At 39.3% G+C, this 21,167-nt stretch carries 16 protein-coding genes, 1 tRNA gene and 1 riboswitch; of the genes, 2 read left to right on the top strand and 15 right to left on the bottom strand.

Going from position 1 to position 21,167, the window contains the following annotated elements:
- Window positions 1-11: 11 nt before the first annotated feature.
- From pfkA to PYS60_RS03530, 15 genes are all read right to left on the bottom strand, one after another.
- Window positions 12-1,142 (bottom strand): 6-phosphofructokinase, encoded by a 1,131-nt coding sequence (gene pfkA, locus PYS60_RS03460; protein WP_315567731.1) that lies wholly within the window; start codon window positions 1,140-1,142, stop codon window positions 12-14.
- 43 nt (window positions 1,143-1,185) lie between these two features.
- Window positions 1,186-2,685, bottom strand: coding sequence for an SLC13 family permease (locus tag PYS60_RS03465; RefSeq protein WP_315567733.1), 1,500 nt, complete (start codon window positions 2,683-2,685; stop codon window positions 1,186-1,188).
- A gap of 1 nt (window position 2,686) precedes the next feature.
- Window positions 2,687-6,205 carry a DNA polymerase III subunit alpha gene (locus tag PYS60_RS03470; RefSeq protein WP_315567735.1) on the bottom strand — a complete coding sequence of 1,173 codons (3,519 nt, stop codon included), beginning with the start codon at window positions 6,203-6,205 and terminating at the stop codon, window positions 2,687-2,689.
- 12 nt (window positions 6,206-6,217) lie between these two features.
- The gene (locus PYS60_RS03475; RefSeq protein ID WP_315567740.1) at window positions 6,218-7,978 is read right to left on the bottom strand and encodes a phospho-sugar mutase; all 1,761 of its coding nucleotides are present in this window, start codon (window positions 7,976-7,978) and stop codon (window positions 6,218-6,220) included.
- Between the two features lie 57 nt (window positions 7,979-8,035).
- Window positions 8,036-10,141 carry an excinuclease ABC subunit UvrB gene (uvrB, locus tag PYS60_RS03480; RefSeq protein ID WP_390866553.1) on the bottom strand — a complete coding sequence of 702 codons (2,106 nt, stop codon included), beginning with the start codon at window positions 10,139-10,141 and terminating at the stop codon, window positions 8,036-8,038.
- Between the two features lie 112 nt (window positions 10,142-10,253).
- A tRNA-Trp gene (locus PYS60_RS03485) sits at window positions 10,254-10,325 on the bottom strand.
- A gap of 225 nt (window positions 10,326-10,550) precedes the next feature.
- Window positions 10,551-10,862, bottom strand: a complete 312-nt coding sequence (locus tag PYS60_RS03490) for a helix-turn-helix transcriptional regulator (protein WP_315567744.1) — start codon at window positions 10,860-10,862, stop codon at window positions 10,551-10,553.
- A gap of 178 nt (window positions 10,863-11,040) precedes the next feature.
- Entirely contained in the window at window positions 11,041-11,724 is a 684-nt protein-coding gene (gene rpe, locus PYS60_RS03495) for a ribulose-phosphate 3-epimerase (protein WP_315567746.1), read from the bottom strand.
- 20 nt (window positions 11,725-11,744) lie between these two features.
- Window positions 11,745-12,200, bottom strand: a complete 456-nt coding sequence (locus PYS60_RS03500; protein WP_315567747.1) for a YraN family protein — start codon at window positions 12,198-12,200, stop codon at window positions 11,745-11,747.
- A gap of 79 nt (window positions 12,201-12,279) precedes the next feature.
- On the bottom strand, window positions 12,280-13,047 hold the full coding sequence (locus tag PYS60_RS03505; protein WP_315567748.1) for a ribonuclease HII: 768 nt from the start codon (window positions 13,045-13,047) through the stop codon (window positions 12,280-12,282).
- Window positions 13,048-13,049: 2 nt separating this feature from the next.
- Window positions 13,050-13,907, bottom strand: a complete 858-nt coding sequence (gene ylqF / locus PYS60_RS03510; RefSeq protein ID WP_315567753.1) for a ribosome biogenesis GTPase YlqF — start codon at window positions 13,905-13,907, stop codon at window positions 13,050-13,052.
- Window positions 13,908-13,974: 67 nt separating this feature from the next.
- Window positions 13,975-14,331: a 50S ribosomal protein L19 gene (gene rplS, locus PYS60_RS03515; RefSeq protein ID WP_315567754.1), complete on the bottom strand. Its 357-nt coding sequence runs from the start codon at window positions 14,329-14,331 to the stop codon at window positions 13,975-13,977.
- 156 nt (window positions 14,332-14,487) lie between these two features.
- A complete protein-coding gene (locus PYS60_RS03520) occupies window positions 14,488-15,171 on the bottom strand; it encodes an ECF transporter S component (protein WP_315567755.1) in 684 nt (227 codons plus the stop codon).
- A gap of 55 nt (window positions 15,172-15,226) precedes the next feature.
- A riboswitch (FMN riboswitch) is annotated at window positions 15,227-15,344 on the bottom strand.
- A gap of 99 nt (window positions 15,345-15,443) precedes the next feature.
- Entirely contained in the window at window positions 15,444-16,817 is a 1,374-nt protein-coding gene (locus PYS60_RS03525) for an N-acetylmuramoyl-L-alanine amidase family protein (RefSeq protein WP_315567756.1), read from the bottom strand.
- Between the two features lie 96 nt (window positions 16,818-16,913).
- Window positions 16,914-17,357, bottom strand: a complete 444-nt coding sequence (locus PYS60_RS03530) for a Dps family protein (RefSeq protein WP_315567757.1) — start codon at window positions 17,355-17,357, stop codon at window positions 16,914-16,916.
- A 175-nt stretch (window positions 17,358-17,532) separates the two neighbouring features.
- On the opposite strand from PYS60_RS03530, the gene PYS60_RS03535 reads away from it, so the two are divergent.
- Both PYS60_RS03535 and PYS60_RS03540 read left to right on the top strand, forming a co-directional pair.
- Window positions 17,533-19,362 carry an ABC transporter transmembrane domain-containing protein gene (locus tag PYS60_RS03535; RefSeq protein ID WP_315567758.1) on the top strand — a complete coding sequence of 610 codons (1,830 nt, stop codon included), beginning with the start codon at window positions 17,533-17,535 and terminating at the stop codon, window positions 19,360-19,362.
- Entirely contained in the window at window positions 19,355-21,154 is a 1,800-nt protein-coding gene (locus PYS60_RS03540; protein ID WP_315567759.1) for an ABC transporter ATP-binding protein, read from the top strand. Before PYS60_RS03535 ends, PYS60_RS03540 begins: the two co-directional genes overlap by 8 nt.
- The last annotated feature ends 13 nt before the right edge of the window (window positions 21,155-21,167 follow it).

A 21,167-nucleotide genomic window follows, 5' to 3' on the forward strand; every position in this document is an offset into this window, starting at 1 on the left:
TTACCTGCCGATTAAAACGCAATGATCTTAGCGCCCAAGATTTCATCACGGGCAATAGATTTTTTCATATTCAGAGCTTCATCAATATCCAGGTCGACGCACTTACCGCCACGCTCGGCAATAATACGATTTAAACGACCTTCATTGACACACTCGACAGCTTTCATACCCATGAAGCAGGCTGTCTGTCTGTCTCTTATAGACGGTGAACCGCCGCGTTGTAAGTGACCGAGAATTGTTGCTCTTGATTCAATACCGGTAATTTCTTCGATTCGTTTGGCAATTTGGACGGAATTTCCTACACCTTCGGCAACTACTACCACATAGTGATTTTTCCCCATATTGCGGCATTCCAAAATAACCTTAATGACATCACGATCAAAATCGGTTTCTATTTCAGGTAAAAGAATAACTTCCGCACCGCTGCTCATACCGACATTCAACGCCAAATATCCGGCTTCTCTGCCCATAACCTCAATAACCGAGCAACGCTCATGTGAAGATGCCGTATCACGAATTTTATCGATGCACTCCATAGCAGTATTCATAGCTGTATCATAACCGATAGTATATTCGGTTGAAGCAACATCGTTATCGATAGTTCCGGGAATACCTATTACAGGCAAACCGACATGAGCCAACTTTTGGGCACCTTTAAATGAACCGTCGCCGCCGATAACCACCAATACATCGATTCCGAAAACTTTGGCCATTCTGGCAGCAGATTTTATGCCTTCTTCTGTCGGGAAAGTTTTGGAACGCGCCGTCATCAGGAATGTACCGCCGCGCGACAGAATACCGGAAACTTTACTTGCTGTCAGTTCGTTAATTTCTCCTCTTAACAATCCGTGATAACCGCGGTTGACACCGACCATACGATAGCCGTAATATCTACCAGCACGGACAACTGCACGAATACATGCGTTCATACCCGGCGCATCGCCGCCGCTTGTCAAAACACCGATTGTCCGGACTTGTTTATTAGGAGTATCACCATCTTTATGATGATGACGATGTAAATCGGTCAACCAACCTGATAACGGTGGGACTTTCAATTCTTCCGCCGAATCGTTGTTTGTTTTTGTGTTTGTTGTTGCCGGTGTTACTGCAGCCGGCGTAGATAAATTTGAGGTATTATTCATATGCTCCCCACTCCAATCGTTAAGCATCTAGCAATTGAGATAATTATACCACAGATGCCAGCAAAGGATAAAGTCCGAAACTGATAAGCAGTACAATTAAAATAATTAACAACAAACCATATTTTAGCAGATATTTACTGCTGCTGTAAGGGCTGCTTGCCGCTACAGCTACGCAAGGCATGGCCGACGGTGCGGCAAAGGCATAAGCTGACAGCATCCCGATAAATATAACCAACAACGGTAAATTGACATTTTGCATTAAAGGTGCAAGTGAAAGGACCGTCCCGGTAACTAAAGTCGCTGTTACCATATTACTGCTGAAATTAGTTTGAATACCGGCCCACAAACAAAAAATAAAGACCGGTAAAATAGAGCTGTGCAAAGGCAAATTGTTTTTTAACATAGCAGCTAATGTCGTATTAAATTCCAATTCCGGAAGTGTTAAAATTGTACCCAAAGCTAAAGTAGATGCACACATAAGTAAACTTGCCCAGTTAACGCCTTTAGTAAAAGCTTCTGTAATACTCAGAATCGGTTTATCCTCTATTTTAATACAAGATAAAAGCATAACTCCTGCTAACGGTGGCAAACTCAAGCCGGAATTTCGGAAATAATGAATGATCATCTTCAATAAATTTTGCTGGCAATCAGGTGCTATAAACTTAATTAACAGATCAGGCAAAATCCAGGCGGCAATCACAGAAACAGTTACTATTAGTATAATTTTTTCCTTTTTTGCTAACTGTCGCTTCATATTCAGTCGGCTCAGTTCGATTTTATATTTATTCAAATTATCGGAGCTTATAAGAGTTAAATCCGGTCGCATTACAAATCTGAAAATCAATATTACCAATAAGGCGCTCAGGCAACCTGTGGGAACTGCCAACATGGAATAAGTCAGATGACTTATGGATAAATTAAGCATATCCTGTGCCAAACCCAGTGCAATAACAGGAAAAACGTGGGAGACAGTTGTCATACCGCTACTGATACCGCACATAAAAACTGTGCCCATCATCAACATATTAGCTAATTTATGTTTCGGCGGTATATGTAAAATTACGAATAATTCTTCCAAAATAGCCAAGTAAACGAAAAATAAAACAGTGGGCGAAACGACCGAACCGATGAATAATATCGAAGCAAAATAAGTACAGACAAAATACCATTTACCGGCGGAAGCTAATTTACTGTTAATAAATGTATAAGCGATTCGACGCAATAATCCAGCTTGGGCCGCCGCATAAGTTAAACTGAATGTAAACAACAAAAAAGCAAATATCTGATTGCCGAAAGCAGCCTGCAAAATTCGATTGAATGATACCTCAGGTAACAGACTGAAAGCAAACAATAATAACAATGAAGGCCAGTCTATTGCGACAAACAGCCACAAAAGCAAAACAGCCGCAAATTGATAAATAACTTGTGAAGCAGATCGGTTAAAGGCAGCAATCAAGGGTAAATAACGGCTCGTCAATACTAAAACAAAACATAAAACTGTTAAAATCACCCGAAAAATTTTATTTGTCGGTAAGTCGGTCATTTTAATTCTTTATCTCCTTCTTTTTTATCAAACTGCGCAACGACAAATTTTTCAGGCCGACAATATCAATAATGTTTTCTAAAAGTTCTCCAACTAAATTAATTCCCTGACCGTCTTTACTGCTGATTATATGTTTAACCGACTCATCATACAAATATACCGGGATCTTTCCGGGATAACGCTTGCATAATCTTGCTATTTTGACTAATTCACCCGCTTTATCAACAGGTAAATTTATAAATAAGGCAACTTGGTCAGAATCCGTTAGTGAAACATCATTATTTGCTGTAGAATGATACATTTGCATAAGCGCTGCCGGTGTATACGCTTCACAATTCTGCAAAATAAGGGAAGGCTTAAAATCATTTTTGCCGCTTATTTTTCCGCTGAAAAGATATACTTCATTTTCTTTAATCAAATTATGTAATTTTTGCCAAGTCTTGGCAAAACACAGAACATCATAATCGCCGTAATAATCTTCTACCTGCAAAATAGCCCAATCTGCCTGCTGTTTACCGGAACGACGTTTAATTTTATTTATCCAACCGTACATGAGTAATTGTTTACCGGCTATCGTATCATTTTCCGTCGTTAAAACATAACTTGAGGTACATAAGGGGGACTTTATTAATTCCGGATACTTGTCTAAAGGATGACCTTGAAAATAGACATAAGCATATTCTTTTTCATAATTCAATTCTTCCGTAAATGTAAATGCTTTATCAGTCGGGAATTTAATTGCATTCTCCTGCTGATAATCCGAATTATCAGACAAATTAAATAAAGATACCTGTTGCTCGGCGAATTTATCTTTGCTCGTGTTGAGTGTTGGCAAAAATTCAGCTACATACATAATTTTTTGCAAACGATTACCCGGAAGGAAATCCAATGCTCCGGCATAAATCAATGACTCAATCTTATTGCGATTGATATTTTCAGCCTGTAAATTACGCAAAGTATCGGGCAAATTAACGAATTTACAGCGTTTTCTCAGCTTTACTATATCTTCAGCCGCCGACATACCGACATTTTTAATTGCCGCCAACGCAAAACGAATTGTCCGTTTTTCGGAATCAGCTTGGAACTTCGCAGCCGAAAGTTGTAAATCCGGTGCCGATACTTTTATTCCTTCTGTCCGGCATACAGCTATATAACGGGCTAATTGTCCCGGAGTATTAATATAACTGTTAAGCAACGCCGTCATAAATTCACAAGGATAATAATGCTTCAGCCAGGCCGTTTGATATGCTAATACAGCGTAACCTGCAGCATGAGCCTTATTAAAAGCATATCCGGCAAAAGATAAAATATAAGTATAAATTTTTCTGGCTATTTCTTCCGGTACCCCGTTATTAATGGCGCCCGGAACAGCGGCAGCATCACTGTCTTCCAATTTACCGCCGTAAATAAATAACTTTTCATAACGTTGTAAAAGTTCCGGTTTTTTCTTAGCCATTGCCCGCCGAATAATATCGGACTGTCCCAAAGAAAAGCCTGCTAAATCACGCACTATTTGCATTACCTGTTCTTGGTAAACTATAGCTCCGTAAGTTAAACTCAAGCTCTTTTTCAACAAAGGATGTAAATATTTAATTTGGCTCGAATCATGTCTGGCCTTAACATAGTCAGGTATTTGCTGCATCGGACCCGGACGGTACAGAGAAATACCGGCGATAATATCCTCCAGCTTCTCCGGTTTAAGCGTTTGCATAAAAGCAGTCATACCGGAACTTTCCAATTGAAAAACACCGGCCGTTTTGCCTGAACTTAAATCTTCATATATTGCCGGATCAGCGTATCCCAACTTAGAAAAATTAATTTCCGTGCCTGTCTTTTCCTCAGCCTTCCTACAAGCTTCGGCAATTACAGTTAAAGTTCTTAATCCTAAAAAATCAAACTTCAGCAAACCGACATCTTCAATTAAATCCTTGTTGTATTGAACTACCGCTGTTCCGTCGTTTTGCGTTAAAGGTGCAATATCGGCAATTCTTTTTCCGCAAATTATAACGCCTGCAGCATGAGTGCTGGTATGTCTAGGCAATCCTTCCAATTTTAGGGCAATATCATAAGCTCGTTTGAAATCGGCTTTCTGCTCGTATAACATTTTTAATTCTCTACTTGCGCTCAAAGCTTCTTTAAGAGTTATATTCAAACGATTGGGTATCAATTTTAAGTACGTATCAGCTTCTTTCGGAGTTTTCCCGAAAACACGTAAAATATCTTTCAGACAAGCTTTAGCGGCTAAAGTTCCGAAAGCTATAACTTGACAAACGTGATCCTTGCCGTATTTATTTGTTACGTAATCAATTACTTCCTGTCTTCTTTCATAGCAGAAATCAATATCAAAATCCGGCATACTGACACGCTCGGGATTTAGGAAACGTTCAAACAGCAAGTTGTATTCCAAAGGATCAATATCAGTAATGTTCAGAGCATAGGCTACCAAAGACGCTGCGCCCGATCCTCTACCGGGGCCTACAGGAATTCCTCGACTTTTAGCATAATTAACAAAGTCCTGCACGATGAGATAATAATCGGTATAACCCATAGAATTAATCACACCAAGTTCCATATTTAATCTTTCCAGATAATCAGACTTGGAATGTGCCGGTGAAGAATAGTGCTGCAATCTTCTATTTAAACCTTTGATCGCCAATTCCTGTAAATATGTAGTTGAAGTAAAAGCTGCAGGCGGTTGAAATTCAGGTAAATATAATTTGCCGAAAGTTAATTTAAGAGCCTGACAGCGCTTGGCTATAAGCAAAGTATTTTCAATTGCTTCAGGACAGTCACGATAAAGTTCGATCATTTTTTCCGGCGAGCGCAAATAAAAATCATTCGCCGGTAAACGAAAGCGGGCCGGATCATCTGCCAAACTGTTTGTTTGTAAACAAAGCAGAATATCTTCCGCTTCCCGATCCTCCGGTAATAGATAATGAGCGTCACAAGTCGCTACCAACCCCAAGTTTAATTCTTGCGCCAATTTAATTAACTGTTGCCGACAAAGATTAAATCCCGGCACGTTATTGGCCGGCAATTCAATAAAAAAGTTATTTTCTCCGAACAAATTTTTATATTTAACGGCGATTTCCTGTGCAACTTTATAGTCATTGCGTAAGATTGCCTGCGGTATTTCGCCTTGGCAGCAGGCGGACAAGGCTATCAGCCCTTTGTGATACTGTTGCAACAGTTCATGGTTAACTTGCGGCTTGGAGGCAAAATCCAGACAGGCATGCGAAACTAAAAGATTTAAATTATGCAATCCCTCGTTATTTTCGGCCAACAGAACTAAATGATAAAGTTCATCGACAGTTAATTCTACGCCGATAATAGCCTGTAAACCGGCAGCTTGCATTTTCTGATAAAATTCAACAGCTCCGAACATATTGTTATGATCGGTCACGGCGCAGGCGGACATACCCGCTTTTTTCAAATAATCAGGCAGTTGGGTCAACCTGATTGTTCCGTCTAAAAGCGAGTATTCACTGTGAACATGTAAATGTACAAATTTCTCCGCCAAACTGTTTTCCTCTTACATTATGCCGTCTAAGGTTTTATGCATAACTTCAGCCATTAATTCAGCTTTGGCACGTGAATCGCTTTCAGACTCGGCATAAGCTGCACAATAAACTTTTAATTTAGGTTCGGTACCTGAAGGACGGATAGCGACAAAATCGGTATTATTAGCGAACTTAAAACGCAACACATCCGATTTAACCGGCATATCCAGCGCTTTAACTTCTCCGGTAAGACAATTTTTAACTGTACCGCTAAGATAATCTTCCACCGCTACAATCTGCAAATCAGGGAATTTCAACTTTGTTTCATCGGCACGTAAAGCTGCCATCGCCCCGGCAATTTGTTTTTGCCCTTGAATACCTTCACGTACCAATGAAAATACTTTCTCGGTTCCATAGCCGTATTTTCGGAATAAATCCTGCAGAAGGTCATTGACGGTTTTATGGGAATCTGCAGCTTTAGCAGCCATTTCGCTGATTAACATGCAGGCGACAACGGCATCTTTATCTCTTACTTCCGTTTCAGCTAAGAAACCGAAACTTTCCTCAAAACCGAAAACAAAATGAGCCAATCCGGTCTCATGATATTGCTTAATTTTTTCTCCTATATACTTAAAACCTGTAAGAGTCAAAAAGCATTTCACGCCATATGAAGCTGCTATTTTTTCAGCTAAAGCGGTAGAAACAATAGTGGTTACGACAAAAGAATCCGGTGCCAGACTTTTAGTTGCAACTTTAGCCGACAAGATATATTCCATCAACAGCAAACCGATCTGATTACCGCTTAAAATCTGATAAGTGCCGTCAGTTTTCTTCACTAAAAGACCGGTGCGATCGCTGTCGGGATCTGTAGCTATAACCAAATCGGCATCAACTTTATTGGCCAACTTAATGGCTCTTACCCAAGCACACGCTTCTTCGGGATTGGGATAAGGAATAGAAGCAAAATCACCATCCGGTTTTTCTTCTTCGGGTACGGTAATGACATTTTCAAAACCGATAGCTTTAAGAATGCGATTAACAGGTTTATTACCGCAACCGCATAAAGGCGTATAAACTATTTTCAAATCTTTGTGCCGTTTGACAACATCCTTATCAATTTGTACCTGCAGGAGCATGTTTTGGAAAGCTGTATCAAGGTCCCGGCCCACATAAGTCAATAAGCCCTGTGCAACAGCCGTTGTTTCATCCAACCACTGCAAAGTTCTGACATCTTCAATCCCCGCCATTTCACGCATAATAACGTCGGCCGCTTCCGGAGGCATCTGTCCCCCGTCTTCCCCATAAGCTTTATAGCCATTGTATTTAGCCGGGTTATGGCTGGCGGTAATCATAACACCGCCGATACAATTGTAATATCGTACTGCAAAAGAAAGCATCGGTGTCGGCCGCAATTCATCAACCAGACGTACCGGTATACCGTGCTTGGCAAAAACCAAAGCTGACTTTTTGGCAAAATCCAAAGAATTATGTCTGGAATCATAAGAAATTACCAAGCCTCTTTGTTTCTGTTCGGCTGACAAACTGTCAATATAACGGGCAAAAGCCTCACTTGCCAAACTGACTGTATAAATATTCATACGATTGGTTCCGGCGCCCATGATTCCGCGTAAACCTGCAGTACCGAATTCCAAATATTTATAGAAACGCTCTTCTATTTCCGCAGCATCCCCGGCAATTTTTTTCAATTCATTGCGGGTATCGCAGTCAAAAAAGTCATCAGTCGACCATAATTTATACAGTTCCTGACTGTCAGGTTTACATTTCTCTCCCATAATTGCGCCTCCATTACACGCTGTAAGTAAATAAACAAGTTACATTATAACATTAATCTAGAAAGCAACATCAAGCAAAGTATTCAAATCACGCAATTTTGCCGCCGTTTCAAAATCCAACTCCTTCACGGCAGCTTGCATACTTGATTGTAATTGCGCTTTAATATCGCTTTTTTCGGCATCAGTTGCGGATTGATAAACTTTAATAAGCTCAGCATAATGTTCTTTAATTTCAGCTTTAGACATAAAATTATTCGCATTTTCTGCAGCAATTTCTGTAAACGACTCTGCAGACTCGGATTTTTTCTTGGATTTTTTTCGTTTATCCGCCTGATATTTCCGTTCTTCCTCCCGCATAGCCAACTTGGTACTTAATAATTCCCGAATATCCTTTTTCACGGTCTGCGGAACTATATGATGTTTTTCATTGTACTCCGTTTGTATTTTACGGCGTCTATTAGTCTCACTTATAGCTTCCAACATCGCCGGTGAAACAGTATCGGCAAACATTATCACGTGACCGTTACTGTTACGGGAAGCTCTACCGATAATTTGAATTAATGAAGTTGTAGAACGCGCCAACCCCTGCTTATCGGCATCAAAAATACAAATCAGCGAAACTTCAGGCAAATCAATCCCTTCGCGCAAAAGATTAATACCGACAAGTACATCATATTTCCCCAAACGCAAATCCCGTAATATTTCACTTCTCGTCTGATTCGGTACATCGGCGTGAATATAAGCCGATTTTATACCGTTTTTTTGCAAATGTTCACTGATTTCTTCCGCTAATTTTTTGGTAGTTGTCAAAAGAAGCGAACGTTCATCCCGGCGGATACGCAAATTAACCTGTTCCAAAGCGTACGCTATCTGGTCTTCCTGTTTGTGTATTTCTATTTCCGGATCAAGTAAACCGGTAGGACGTATAATTTGTTCCGCCTGACAAAGAGAAACTTGACGTTCATACGGCCCCAATGTCGCCGAAACAAATAAAGCCTGCGGTATTTTGGCGATAAATTCCTCAAATTTCAAAGGTCGGTTATCGAAACAGGAAGGTAATCTGAAACCGTAATCAACCAAAGATTGTTTGCGTGAGCGATCACCTAAATACATTGCACCGATTTGCGGGATTGTCATATGGGACTCATCTACCATCAACAGAAAATCATCAGGGAAAAAGTCAATTATTGTATACGGTGCTGAAGCGGGGGCACGATGACTCAAATGCCGCGAATAATTTTCAATTCCCTTGCAAAAACCGGTTTCCTGCATCATTGCCAAATCATAATTTGTTCTTTGTTCCAAACGATACGCTTCTACAACTTTTCCGGCTGCCTGCAATTCCTGCAACCGTTCCCGTAATTCGCTTCTGATATTATCCAGAGCAGAATTAATAGCTTCTTTGCGTACTAAATATCTGCTGGCAGGATTGATACTGACAAAAGAACGCTTGGCCATAGGTGTATTATTCAGCGCCTGCATTTCGTAAATGCTTTCAATTTCCGTATCAAAAAAATTAACTCTAATATAAATGTTTTCTGATTCTATCGGAAAAATATCCAAAACGTCGCCATGCAGACGAAATTTGCCCCTTTGAAAGTCGAAATCATTTCTTTCGTACTGTATACTGACCAATTTAGCAATAACATCTTTAATACTTTTTTGCTGCCCGACCCGTAATGATAATGTCAGATTAATATAATCAAGAGGCGAAATTAAACCGTATATACAGGAAACGGTAGCTACAATAATAACATCCCGCCGTTCCAGAACACTGCTGATTGCCAAGTGACTTAAACGATCAATTTCTTCATTTATGGATGCATCTTTTTCAATGTAAGTGTCAGTTTGGGCCACATAAGATTCAGGCTGGTAATAGTCATAATACGAAACGTAATATTCCACTGCATTGGTAGGAAACATCGCTTTAAATTCGGCGCATAATTGGGCAGCCAAAGTTTTAGTATGAGCAATAACTAAAGTCGGGCGTTGCACATTGGCTATAACATTAGCCATGGTAAAAGTTTTACCGGATCCTGTAACACCTAACAGACTTTGAAAACGATTACCGGCTTTAATCGAAGCCGTTAAAGCGGCGATAGCTTCAGGTTGATCTCCTGTCGGGGCAAACTTACTCTGTAAACGAAAAGGCTGAGAATTCATGCGATTTCGCGCGTGTAAATCACTCAAACTTCGTTGCGTCAATTGATCTTCCAATTCAGCCCTCTTCCGGTTTCTATTATAAAAAAAGCTTACTGAAAAGTAAGCAATGAAACAGGGGAGACAGGATTTGAACCCGCAACCGACGGTTTTGGAGACCGTTGCTCTACCGTTGAGCCACTCCCCTATAGCTATGTTAATATAGTGAAAATAATTTAATTTGTCAAGTGGTCAACGGCAATTTGTGCTTGACATCAGTTCTGTACAATTGCAGTTGGGTAAACGGGCAACACTTAACCGACGTATTCATTTATAAAGCTTCAAGCAGATAGAACCCCCTTCATTTAAGATGAAGGGGGAAATTATTGTCAGCAATTAGTCAATTCACAATAAAGATAATTCTTCAGCAGCTTTACCCTTGCGGATTCTGTTGCGGTTCTCCAAGTAGACATTTGTAGACCGGAATTTCTCCTCTTTTCACTCTTTCCCAAGATAATTGTATTAATATTTTGCTGAAATTCAGTTCGAATACAGCTCCCAAAAGAATTATATAACCGATACTGGGAATATTACGCGCATTCTCCCAATTACTTATTTCTACTTGCGTTGTGCCGATAATCAAAGCTAACTGTTTCTGCGTTAACCCCCTTCTGACTCTTAAAGCTCTCAATTCCGAAGCAAATAATTTTACTTCACTTTCTGACAACATTGCATAATTCTTCATACAATTACACCTCCTTGAGAATATAACGTTAAATATCATTTATTCTATGATATATATTTAATACTAAAGCATTTATTTTATACAATTTTATTTTATTTATCTCTTATTTGTAATTTATAGCCTTTTATATGTTAAATTTTATTTAACGTTTTATTATTCTCGTCGAGATAGCTTTAATTTACAAATTCAAGCGCCGAAACTCGCGCAAACAGGCAGCCGGATCTTTATGATGGAAAACTTCAGTCCCTGCAACCAGCACATCCGCCCCGGCAGCCACAAGCTCTCTGCAATTATGCAACTTTACTCCACCGTCAACTTCAATCAGACAATCTGCATTACGCTCGTCTATCATTTGGCGTAATTCTTTTATCTTTCCTAAAGTGTAATCAATAAACTTTTGTCCGCCGTATCCGGGATTAACTGACATTAACAAAACCATATCACATAAAGGTAATAAGTCTTTGATTAAGCATACAGGGGTTCCGGGATTAAGCGCTACAGCAGCACCTAAACCTAAATCTCTTAAAGAACGCAGAGCCTGATCAGGATGTTTACTCGCTTCCAGATGAAATGTAATACTCGAAGCTCCGGCATCCTTGAAACGTTGAAAATACCTTTCCGGTTCAATAATCATAAGATGTAAATCGAGCGGTTTTCGACTCACTTGTCTGACAGCTGCCAATAAAGGAAAACCGAAAGAAATATTCGGAACGAAAACTCCGTCCATCACATCAAAATGATACATATCGGCTTCCATCTCCACCTTAGCCAAATCTGCTTGTAAATCGGCAAAATTACAAGCTAAAAGAGAAGGACTTAAATACAACTTCTTGGATTCACCCGCTATATCTGCAATTTTCATATAAATCTCCTCTGTTATTGTCAGTCAAGTATAGCACGAAAGCTGAAAAAACTTAGCTGATAATCTGTATAAAAGAACTTTATTCCGCTAACACCGCAACGTACAGTCCGAGAATTTGCAGCGTCAGCCTGCGAATATTTATTTCTCTGCTCAACTAAAACTAAATATAAGTTTCGAATAATCTTTTTCGTGTACAATTGATTCCAGCAATATGCCGCCTTGTACAAACGATGTAATTGTTTGCTGCTTAAAGGGAAATTATCTTCCACTGAATTTCGGCGAAATTTAACTTCAAAAAGATACACAGCCGCCTGCGATTCGGCAGGATTTTCAGCCAATATATCAACTTGACCGGCACCTTGTAATTGCGGCCGCCAATTATGCCGCACAATTTTCCAACCGCGCATTTTTAAGAAATTACAGACAACTTGTTCCGCTCTTAAACCTTTAACTGTTGTTACTTCCTGTTTTTTCATATTTTCTTACTGACCTCCCTCTTAAAAGTACTGCAGGAAGAAAGCGTGAAAACAAGAAAATTAAGACAAAAATTCAAAATTATTCCGGCTGCTTTTTTTCTTTCCATTTACGCAAAAAAAGCTCCCGATGCCAAATTGTCGGGCCGTATTGATCCAGGGCTTCGTAATGTTCTTTCGTACCATAGCCTTTATTTTTCTGCCACAAATATTCCGGATATTGTTGCGCCAATTCCGTCATCAGCTGATCCCGGTAAACTTTGGCTAAAATAGAAGCTGCTGCAACAGAATAAGATAAACTGTCACCTTTGGCCGGATGTTCCGATTTATACTTCGTTTTATAAGATAAATCAACATAATCCGCTATTACTGCATCAGGCTGAGGTGATAAAGCTTTTAAAGCACGTATCATCGCTCTTTTATCGGCTTCTAAAATATTATAAGTTGCAATTTCCTCTACCGAAGCTGTTTCAATATGATAAGCCACTGCAGCTTTCTTAATTTGAGCAGCCAAATTTTCTCTTTTTTTCGCCGTTAACTTCTTGGAATCATCCAAATTAGCCGGACAAGTAAAATCTAAAGGTAAAATTACAGCGGCAACTACCAGAGGGCCGGCCAAACATCCTCGCCCAACTTCATCCACACCGGCAATTAATCTCGCTCCGGCTTGATATAATTTTTGTTCGTATAAAGACTTTGTAGGATAAAAAAGCTGCCAGAATTTCTCAGCCGAAACTGCAGAAAGATTAATCCCGACCTCTGCGGCGCCTGCAACTTTTCCCGGCTTTAAATTATTTATATAGCTTGCCAAATCATATGGTTCCGTCTCTGCAATTTTAGCCTTGGTCATAGTTATATTTCCGGTCTTTCCAAACTTATTTTTCCTAAAGTACCGCTCCGAAAATCGTTCAGAAAAGACTTGGCAAAACGTTCATAATCCAATTTTCCGCCGGCGCGTAAGCAACCGTGATTTTTAACGGCTTGATCAAATAATGCTGGGCTGAATTCCGTTTTTTCTTCAAGTTTATAACGTTGGGCAAGATATTTCCCGTAATTTTCCCACAAATAAGCGAAGCTCCGATATGACAAATTTTCTTTATCCAATATAGTTTCAGGAATTGAACCGATCAGCGCCAACAATAACTGCGCTTTCTTTTGCTCAATTTTAGGCCAAAGTAAACCGGGAGTATCCAACCAGGCCAATTTTTGTTCACTGTTAATAATCCACTTTGTTTGTCTGGTAACACCTGGTCTATCGGCAGTCAAAGCACTTTTTCTCCCGACCAAACCGTTTATAAATGTCGATTTACCGACATTCGGTACACCTATCACCATTACTTTTAATGCCCGTTTTTCTAAACCGCGTTTAGTAAATTTATCAGTTAATTCTTTCGCATGCGCAAAAATAAAATTCTCCAACAGCTTCATTTGGCCTTTTCCCTTACTGCTATAGAGAAAAGCCGGCGTATTAAGACGTTCAAAATAAGAAATCCAGGCACGATTAATCGCCGGATCGGCCAAATCGGATTTATTCAATAAAAGCAAATGCAACTTTTGCCGGCAATATTTAGATAATTCCGGGTTACGACTGCTTAAAGGCAAACGAGCATCAGTCATTTCCAAAACAATATCAACTAATTTAATTTCCTCATTCAAGCGCTTAAAAGTTTTAGCCATATGACCGGGAAACCACTGAGCTTGTACATCCATAAATAACTCCTAATTACAAAAAAGCAGAGCACACAGCCCTGCCTGAACGTTTAACTGCAAATAAGACTTACTTCTTAATTGCCAAGCGCTCCTTAACACGAGCAGCCTTACCGGAACGCTCACGTAAGTAATACAATTTAGCACGACGAACTACACCTTTACGTACAACTTCAATCTTGGAAATTGTCGGGCTGTTAACCGGAATAACACGTTCAATACCGACACCGAACGACATACGACGAACTGTGACAGTTTCGCTCAAGCCCTTACCGGACAAGGCAATGATAATACCGTCAAAAACCTGAATACGTTCGCGTTGACCTTCAGTAATACGAAGATGTAATTTGACGAAATCACCGATATCCAACTTGGGTAAATCGGTGCGTAGTTGACTTTGTTCAACTGCTTTAACTAAATCTCTCATGCGTACCTCCTCTAAATTAACACCGGATGTTCTTGCACGCATCGCAGCGGACCACCCTGAAATAACCACGATATTATAGCAGAAATAGGGATATAAATGCAAATAATCGCTTCCAGCAAAGCAAATTTATCACTACTTCGAAGCTAAAATTAACAATCAGATAATCCCGAGAATCAATAAACTGTATAATATACCTGTTAACACCGCGAAAACAAGCAATACGATAATACCTACACGTCTGGAACTCTTATTACTGTCTACGCAATTAAAATGATGCGCTTGCGAAACTTTTTGCAAAACCGGCCATAAACTCAAGTATAGAGCTAAGGAAAGAATAAAGTTAAATGAACTTTTCAGAAGATTGAACGGCAAAATAGCATTAAGCAAAAAAGGAAGTAAAGTACTTCTGCTCATCGTCGGAATGAATATAGGCGTAAAAATATAATTCCATAAAATCATTGTAATGTTTAAAGTAACTATTCCTAAAAGCAGACCGCAGATCAATCTTTTTAAGTTACGTTTGCGGTGGATCGTATACGCTACCGGTAACACAAAGCTTATACAAGCTAAAAAATTCATAATAAATCCTATTATTCCACTTTTTGAAGTCGTCAGCATTTGTAAAAACGGCACGGCAAAACACATGGCCAATGAATAAACCGGATTAAGAATGCATGCCGCCAGGACAAAGAAAACATCCTTAATATCATATTTCAGAAATGGAACTGACGGTAACAAGGGTATTTCAATAAAAAGCACACTTGTATACGCAATTGCTATAAACAAAGCCGCCAATACCAATCTGCTGACGGCAAGAGAACGTTCTTCTCGAATACTCATAAAAAACTCCTTTAAAGACAAGTGCCTCAAAGAAGTCTAACAACTGAAAGCAATTAAACGTTTTCTCCCATCCGGACTTTAACTGTCGGTTTCGGAATTACACCGAATCTATGGCGAACCATTCGTGGACTATTACCACCGGTAAGGAATTTCACCTATCCCTGAAAACACAATGTCTGCTACTTAATTTGTCTGTATTATAACAATCCGTTTCCTGCGCGACAATATCAAGCCGACTGAAATTATGTGAAATATTGTGCGGAAGCATAATTCTATTTTTTAGGTTCAGCGGACTTCTTATTTTTTGCCTTAACCTTGTCCGCCTTAGCCGCAGCCTTCTCTCTGTAAGCATCACTGGCCAATTTCCAATTACCGTCATTACTTCGGCTTAAGCCCTCAATTTGAGGCCAGGATGACATACAATAATAATTGTATACACCGAGACCTATAGCCTGAACTAAAGTATTTTGGTTATCTTCATCGGCAATCCAACGCAAATCATCTTCATTGGAAATAAAACCGCATTGTAAAGCGGCGGAAACATAACCGGTTTCCCTTAAGGAAGTATAATTAGCTTGGCCTACGTGGGCGGAGGCATCGGCTGTTCTGGCAAAATAAGTAATCTTACTCGCTACAGCATCATATATATTGGCTGCCAAACTTTGTCTTTCCTTATCATTTTTATAATAGTAAGACGGATTGGCTCTTTCTTTGGCGGCGAAAGCAAAATTACCGTTACTTTCCGGTTTGCCGCCCATATCCTTCAACTCTTTTTCAAAAATAAAATCACTTGTTAAATAATAAGTTTCGAATCCCTGATTTGACTTTTCCAACTGACTCGAAGCACTCATATTCAATGAAAGTAAAATAACCTGGCGGAATTGAGACTCTAAATCCAGTAATTGCCTCATTTTAGGACTTACACCGTAACCCCAGGCCATCCCCATCCCGGATTTTTCTTTCGGTAAATCCTGTCTGTCATTATTTCTTTCCTTCATCTCTTCCGTTCCGCTTGCCAACTCTTCCAACCATTTAGCGTCAGCCTGTATTTTGTCCAGGTGCGGTTTTATCGCTTCTATTGCGTAATCTCCCGCTGCAGCTATTCTGGTATGTAAAGAACGCCAATCGTTGTTTTCTCGCAGCAATATGACTTTTGCACCCATATTTTCCAGAACAACTTTTAATTTATTAGCTAAAGAAATGGTTATGTTTGCTTCTATAAACGATTTACCGTCCGCTTCACCGCTTGCACCTAAATCAAGCGTACTGCCGTGTGTCGGGTCAAGGAAAACGACAGCATCGGTCAACGGCTTATTTTTCAAATTGCGCTGATTAAACGCCGCCATATCAACATCTATATGGACAGGAACACTTGCAGCTGCCGGCCACATCTCCCAGGCGCCTTTAGTCTCCGTTTGACTATTTTTCTTACTGACTTCTTGCGGGCTGTAACGAATTTCTACCGGTATTTTCTCCTGTACTTCTTCTTTTACTTCTACCGGCTTTTGCTGAGCTTTACGCATCTTATTGTCACCTAAAGTAGGTACGTCAACCCGATAGCACGCAGTTAAAGTAAAGACTAAACTTAAACTCAATATAAAAGCTGCCGCCCGCTTCAGCAACCGGCTTCTTAATCTTCGCTGCATAATCCGAACTCCCGACTATTAATCTGTATGAGTTATATTAACACAAAAAAAGCTGACAGTTATGTCAGCTTCAAGAGCAATGTGCCGAAATTCCTATCAATCGCTGATAGTCATATGTAACATCCACAAAGCTTTATTAAAGTAAGCAATTTCATCATCCAACATGACAACCGTCGCATCAGCTCCGATTTCATCGGCATATTTTCTGATTTTTACCGCTAAATCCCTTTGTAATTTCATATCGTGATACCAAATATTGTAAGCATCGCTATATTCAACTTCAGCAGAATCCTTTTCTTCAATTGTAGCTAATTGCAGATACGATTTCAGTGTAGCCGGCGGGCAGACACCGTTAATTCTCAAATGTTCCGCCACTTCGTCCAATAACTCCGCCCATTTCATATATTGTGTTTCCAAATATTTGTGTGCTGTAATAAAAGCCTTGCCTTTAACATTCCAATGCAAGTTGCAAACTTTGATATAGCCCAAGCCGTAATTTGCACAATAAACATTGAGCATTTCCTGTAACTTCTTATCCATTCCACTTACCTCTTTCTATAGTTTATTTATGTTTAAATGATAATTTAATTCTCAATTATTAGCTATGACTAACGGCATAAACTTACAAAAAGTTTATATTTCACCTTTCCCGGCGGAAAATAAATTTTTTCAAGTGACAAAATGCTATACTTAGTACGTAAGAAACGAGGCTCATATGAATGCTAATCTGAAACACCGACTTTGTCTGCTCAAACGTTATAATTCCGCTGTTTTCGGTCCGTTATGTAAATTAGGCGAAACTGTACTGGAACTGTTAATTCCTTATTTGATGATTAATTTGATTAACTTGATGTCGCAGCCGATAAACACGGCCGATTTATCCGGCGTAAAAAGATACAGACAAATTATTTTAACTTTGCTTGCTAATCCCCAATTCCTGCAAATAATAGCTTTATCGGTGATAACCGGCATTTTAGCTATTTCAGCCCAATATTTCGCCTGTAAAGCTGCTACAACAATTACCGCCGACATCCGCGAAAAAATTTGGCGCCATTATTTACGTCTTGATACTTTAAGTCAAATAAAATTACAACAATCGGATATGAACACCCGTCTGATTAACGATTGTTTAGCTGTTCAAAGCGGCACCAACCTCGGTTTGCGCTTACTTATCCGTTCTCCTTTTATTATCATCGGTTCCATCATTATGTGCTTTATTATAAATCCCCTGGCCGGAGGAACTTTAAGTATCAGCATCATTCTTATCGCTGTCCTCATTAACTATTTTCTCAGAAAAAGCTTGCAGGCCTACTACAAGATGCAACAGGAAGTTAAATCTTTATATCGCCAAATTAATGAAGCAAAATCCGGCCAAAGCTGTATTCGAGCTTTCATTGCCGAAGCAAAAATTATTGCTAAATTTCAAAAAAACAATAATTCTCAGGCTGCCTTCAATCGGATTTTCAGTCTGCTCAATGCCTATATAGCACCTTTAAGTCAGGCTCTGATTAATATCGCTTTGTTAATTTGTTTAATCTGTTTATCTTTAGAATTGAAAAGCGGTTTGGTAGAAGCTGCTACAATCATTGCAATTTACAGCTACTTCAGCAAGAGTTTAATTGAAAGTATTAAATTCGCCAATTTATTGGTTTCTTTGAGTAAAGCTATCGGCAGTTATCGCCTGATTAAAAGATTTCTACAGTTGCCGATAAATAAGGAGGAAAATTTTTCCTTATCTGTACCGGAACATAAAGAAATAGGTCTGGAAATAAAAAACCTGAATTTCCAATATTATCAACCGCCGGCAATTTTGGAAAAATTAAATTTACCTCGCCTGCATAGCGGTAATATTTACGGAATTTTCGGCCTGCAGGCCAGCGGCAAAAGTACTTTGGCTAAAATTATCGCCGGCATATTCCCGGATAATAATTCTCTGCACATATTTTACGATCGGCAATTACTGAATTTTCCGAACGCTGCTGCCAAAACTGCTTTTCTTGCTCAAAATGTAGCCTATGTAGAACAGGCACCTAAATTATTAAGCGGTACACTTCGAGGCAATTTTCGTTTTAACAGCCAATCTGATGCTTTGTTGGCAACTGCAGATACGGAAAAAGCAATATGGGAAGCTTTAAGCCAAGCCGAAGCGGCAACTTTTGTCCGGGAGAAAGGCGGTCTTGATTGTTCTGTAAGTGATAAATCCGGCAATTTTTCAGGCGGTCAATTAGCACGTCTGGCTCTGGCTATTGCTCTATACCGCAAACCTGAAATTTTAATTCTGGATGATATTTTGCAAGCTTTGGACTTAAGTACCGCTTTGTCCGTCGTCAAAACGCTCAAACGTATCAGTCAAAATTGTCTGATAATTTGTCTCTCTCAACGTTTAGCACCTCTCATCAACAGTGATTGCATATTTATTCTGCAGGACCAGCAGATAAAAACATACGGCTCACATCATCAGCTTTTGGCAAATTCTAATTATTATCGCGAACTTTACAATTTGGAATTTCCCACGCTCAATCAAGGAGAACAAACTAATGCGTAAATTTCTTAATTTTTCTATTTTTAATTTATTTGACCTGGAATCAACCGTTCAAGAAAAATTATCCGACATATGTCATAATTCTGCGGAAGTGCAGCAAAATAAGAAATTTCTGCATTATTCGGCCCTCTTTTTATGTCTGCTGAACGGTTTGAGTCTCTCTTTAATGCCTTTGACAATCGGCAGGTTGATTAAAGAAATTGCGCTTTTACAAGTATCCGGTCCGGCTTTTAAGTATTGGAGCTTTGCTTTTCTGGCGCTGATAGTTATCTACAGTTTGAGCACAATAAGTCTGGAATTATTACTTTACAACTTCACAATTGATTCCATTTGCAATTTGCGCCAAAATATTTTTAAGTTGATAAATTATAGTAAGTATGCTCAAATTCAAAGCCTACCTACCGGTAATTTGTCAAATTATCTGCTGGTAGAATTGGACTACATCGCTCACGGTATCGAAATGTTCTACAAACAATTTTGTACCGCCGCCTGCAGTTTAATTTTCAGCTTTATTATCATGTGGAATTTAAATCTCTATTTGATGTTAATCATCGTCATATTGAGTCCTCTTACCTTTTTAGTGACCAATTACATCAGTCATAAAACTTTTCATTATTTTACGGTCGCCCAAAATGAACAGGCTCAACAATCGGCTATGATAACTGAAACTGTAAACAATATTATGCGCATCAAACAACAGAATAATCGCAATTATGCTGAATCTACTTTTTCCGACTTGAATGAAAAATTGCAATTCAGTTGGCAACAAGCTATTTTCTATTCTTCTTTATCCAATCCTCTGAATCGTATTCTCAATAATTTAATTTATATTCTTGTAGCATTTTTCGGCTTGGTTTTCTTACAGATCAACACTGTCGATCTTGGCAGTTTGACAGCTTTTTTGGCATATACCAATGAATTCAGTCAGCCGTTCAGTGACCTTAACGGTGTAATAACGGAGCTTTCACAAGCCGACGGTGCTTATCAGGATTTGAAGAAGTTTTTACTCGGTTTAAGCGGCGAAAATCGCTCACTTCAAGACTCTGAACCGGTACCGACCGGAGGATTGAATGTGCAAAACGTTAATTTTTCTTACATCGAACAGCATCCTATACTTAAAGCAATCAATTTCTCCTTGGCAAGCGGCAAAACTTTGGCAATAGTAGGTCCTTCCGGGTCAGGTAAAAGTACAATAATTAATTTACTTATGCAATTTTATCAGCCTGACAGCGGAAAAATCAGTTTGAACGGCCAAACAGCTGCAACTGTCGCTCTGACAGATTGGCGTAATAATTTTGCGATGGTTTTGCAGGACAGTTGGATTTTTCAGGGAAGTATTCGCGAAAATTTACTTTTTGCCAATTCCGCCGCTTCCGATGCTGAACTTTGGGCAGCTTGCGAACGAGCGGAAATTGCGGAATTTATCCGTCGTTTACCTAAACAATTTGATACTGTTATCGGGACGGAGTTGATGCTTTCATACAGTCAGCAACAACTTTTAGCTTTAGCCAGACTATTTCTTAAGCCGGCTAAAATTATTCTTTTAGATGAAGCAAGTTCAGCTGTCGATTGCTTCAGTGAGATAAAAATTCAAAAGGCTATAAAGGAATTAAGCAAAGATAAATCAATGCTGGTTGTCGCTCACCGTCTGGTCAGCATCATGCATGCCGATAGAATCATTTTGCTTGAAAACGGTAAAATTCAAGAAAGCGGTTCTCATAACGAATTAATTGCAGCCGGCGGTAAATATTATAAGCTTTGGCAATCACAATATCCTTTAGCTCATAATGCCTGATGAACAGCGCTTA

The sequence above is a fragment of the Amygdalobacter indicium genome, from assembly GCF_029101545.1.
Classification (GTDB): domain Bacteria; phylum Bacillota; class Clostridia; order Saccharofermentanales; family Fastidiosipilaceae; genus Amygdalobacter; species Amygdalobacter indicium.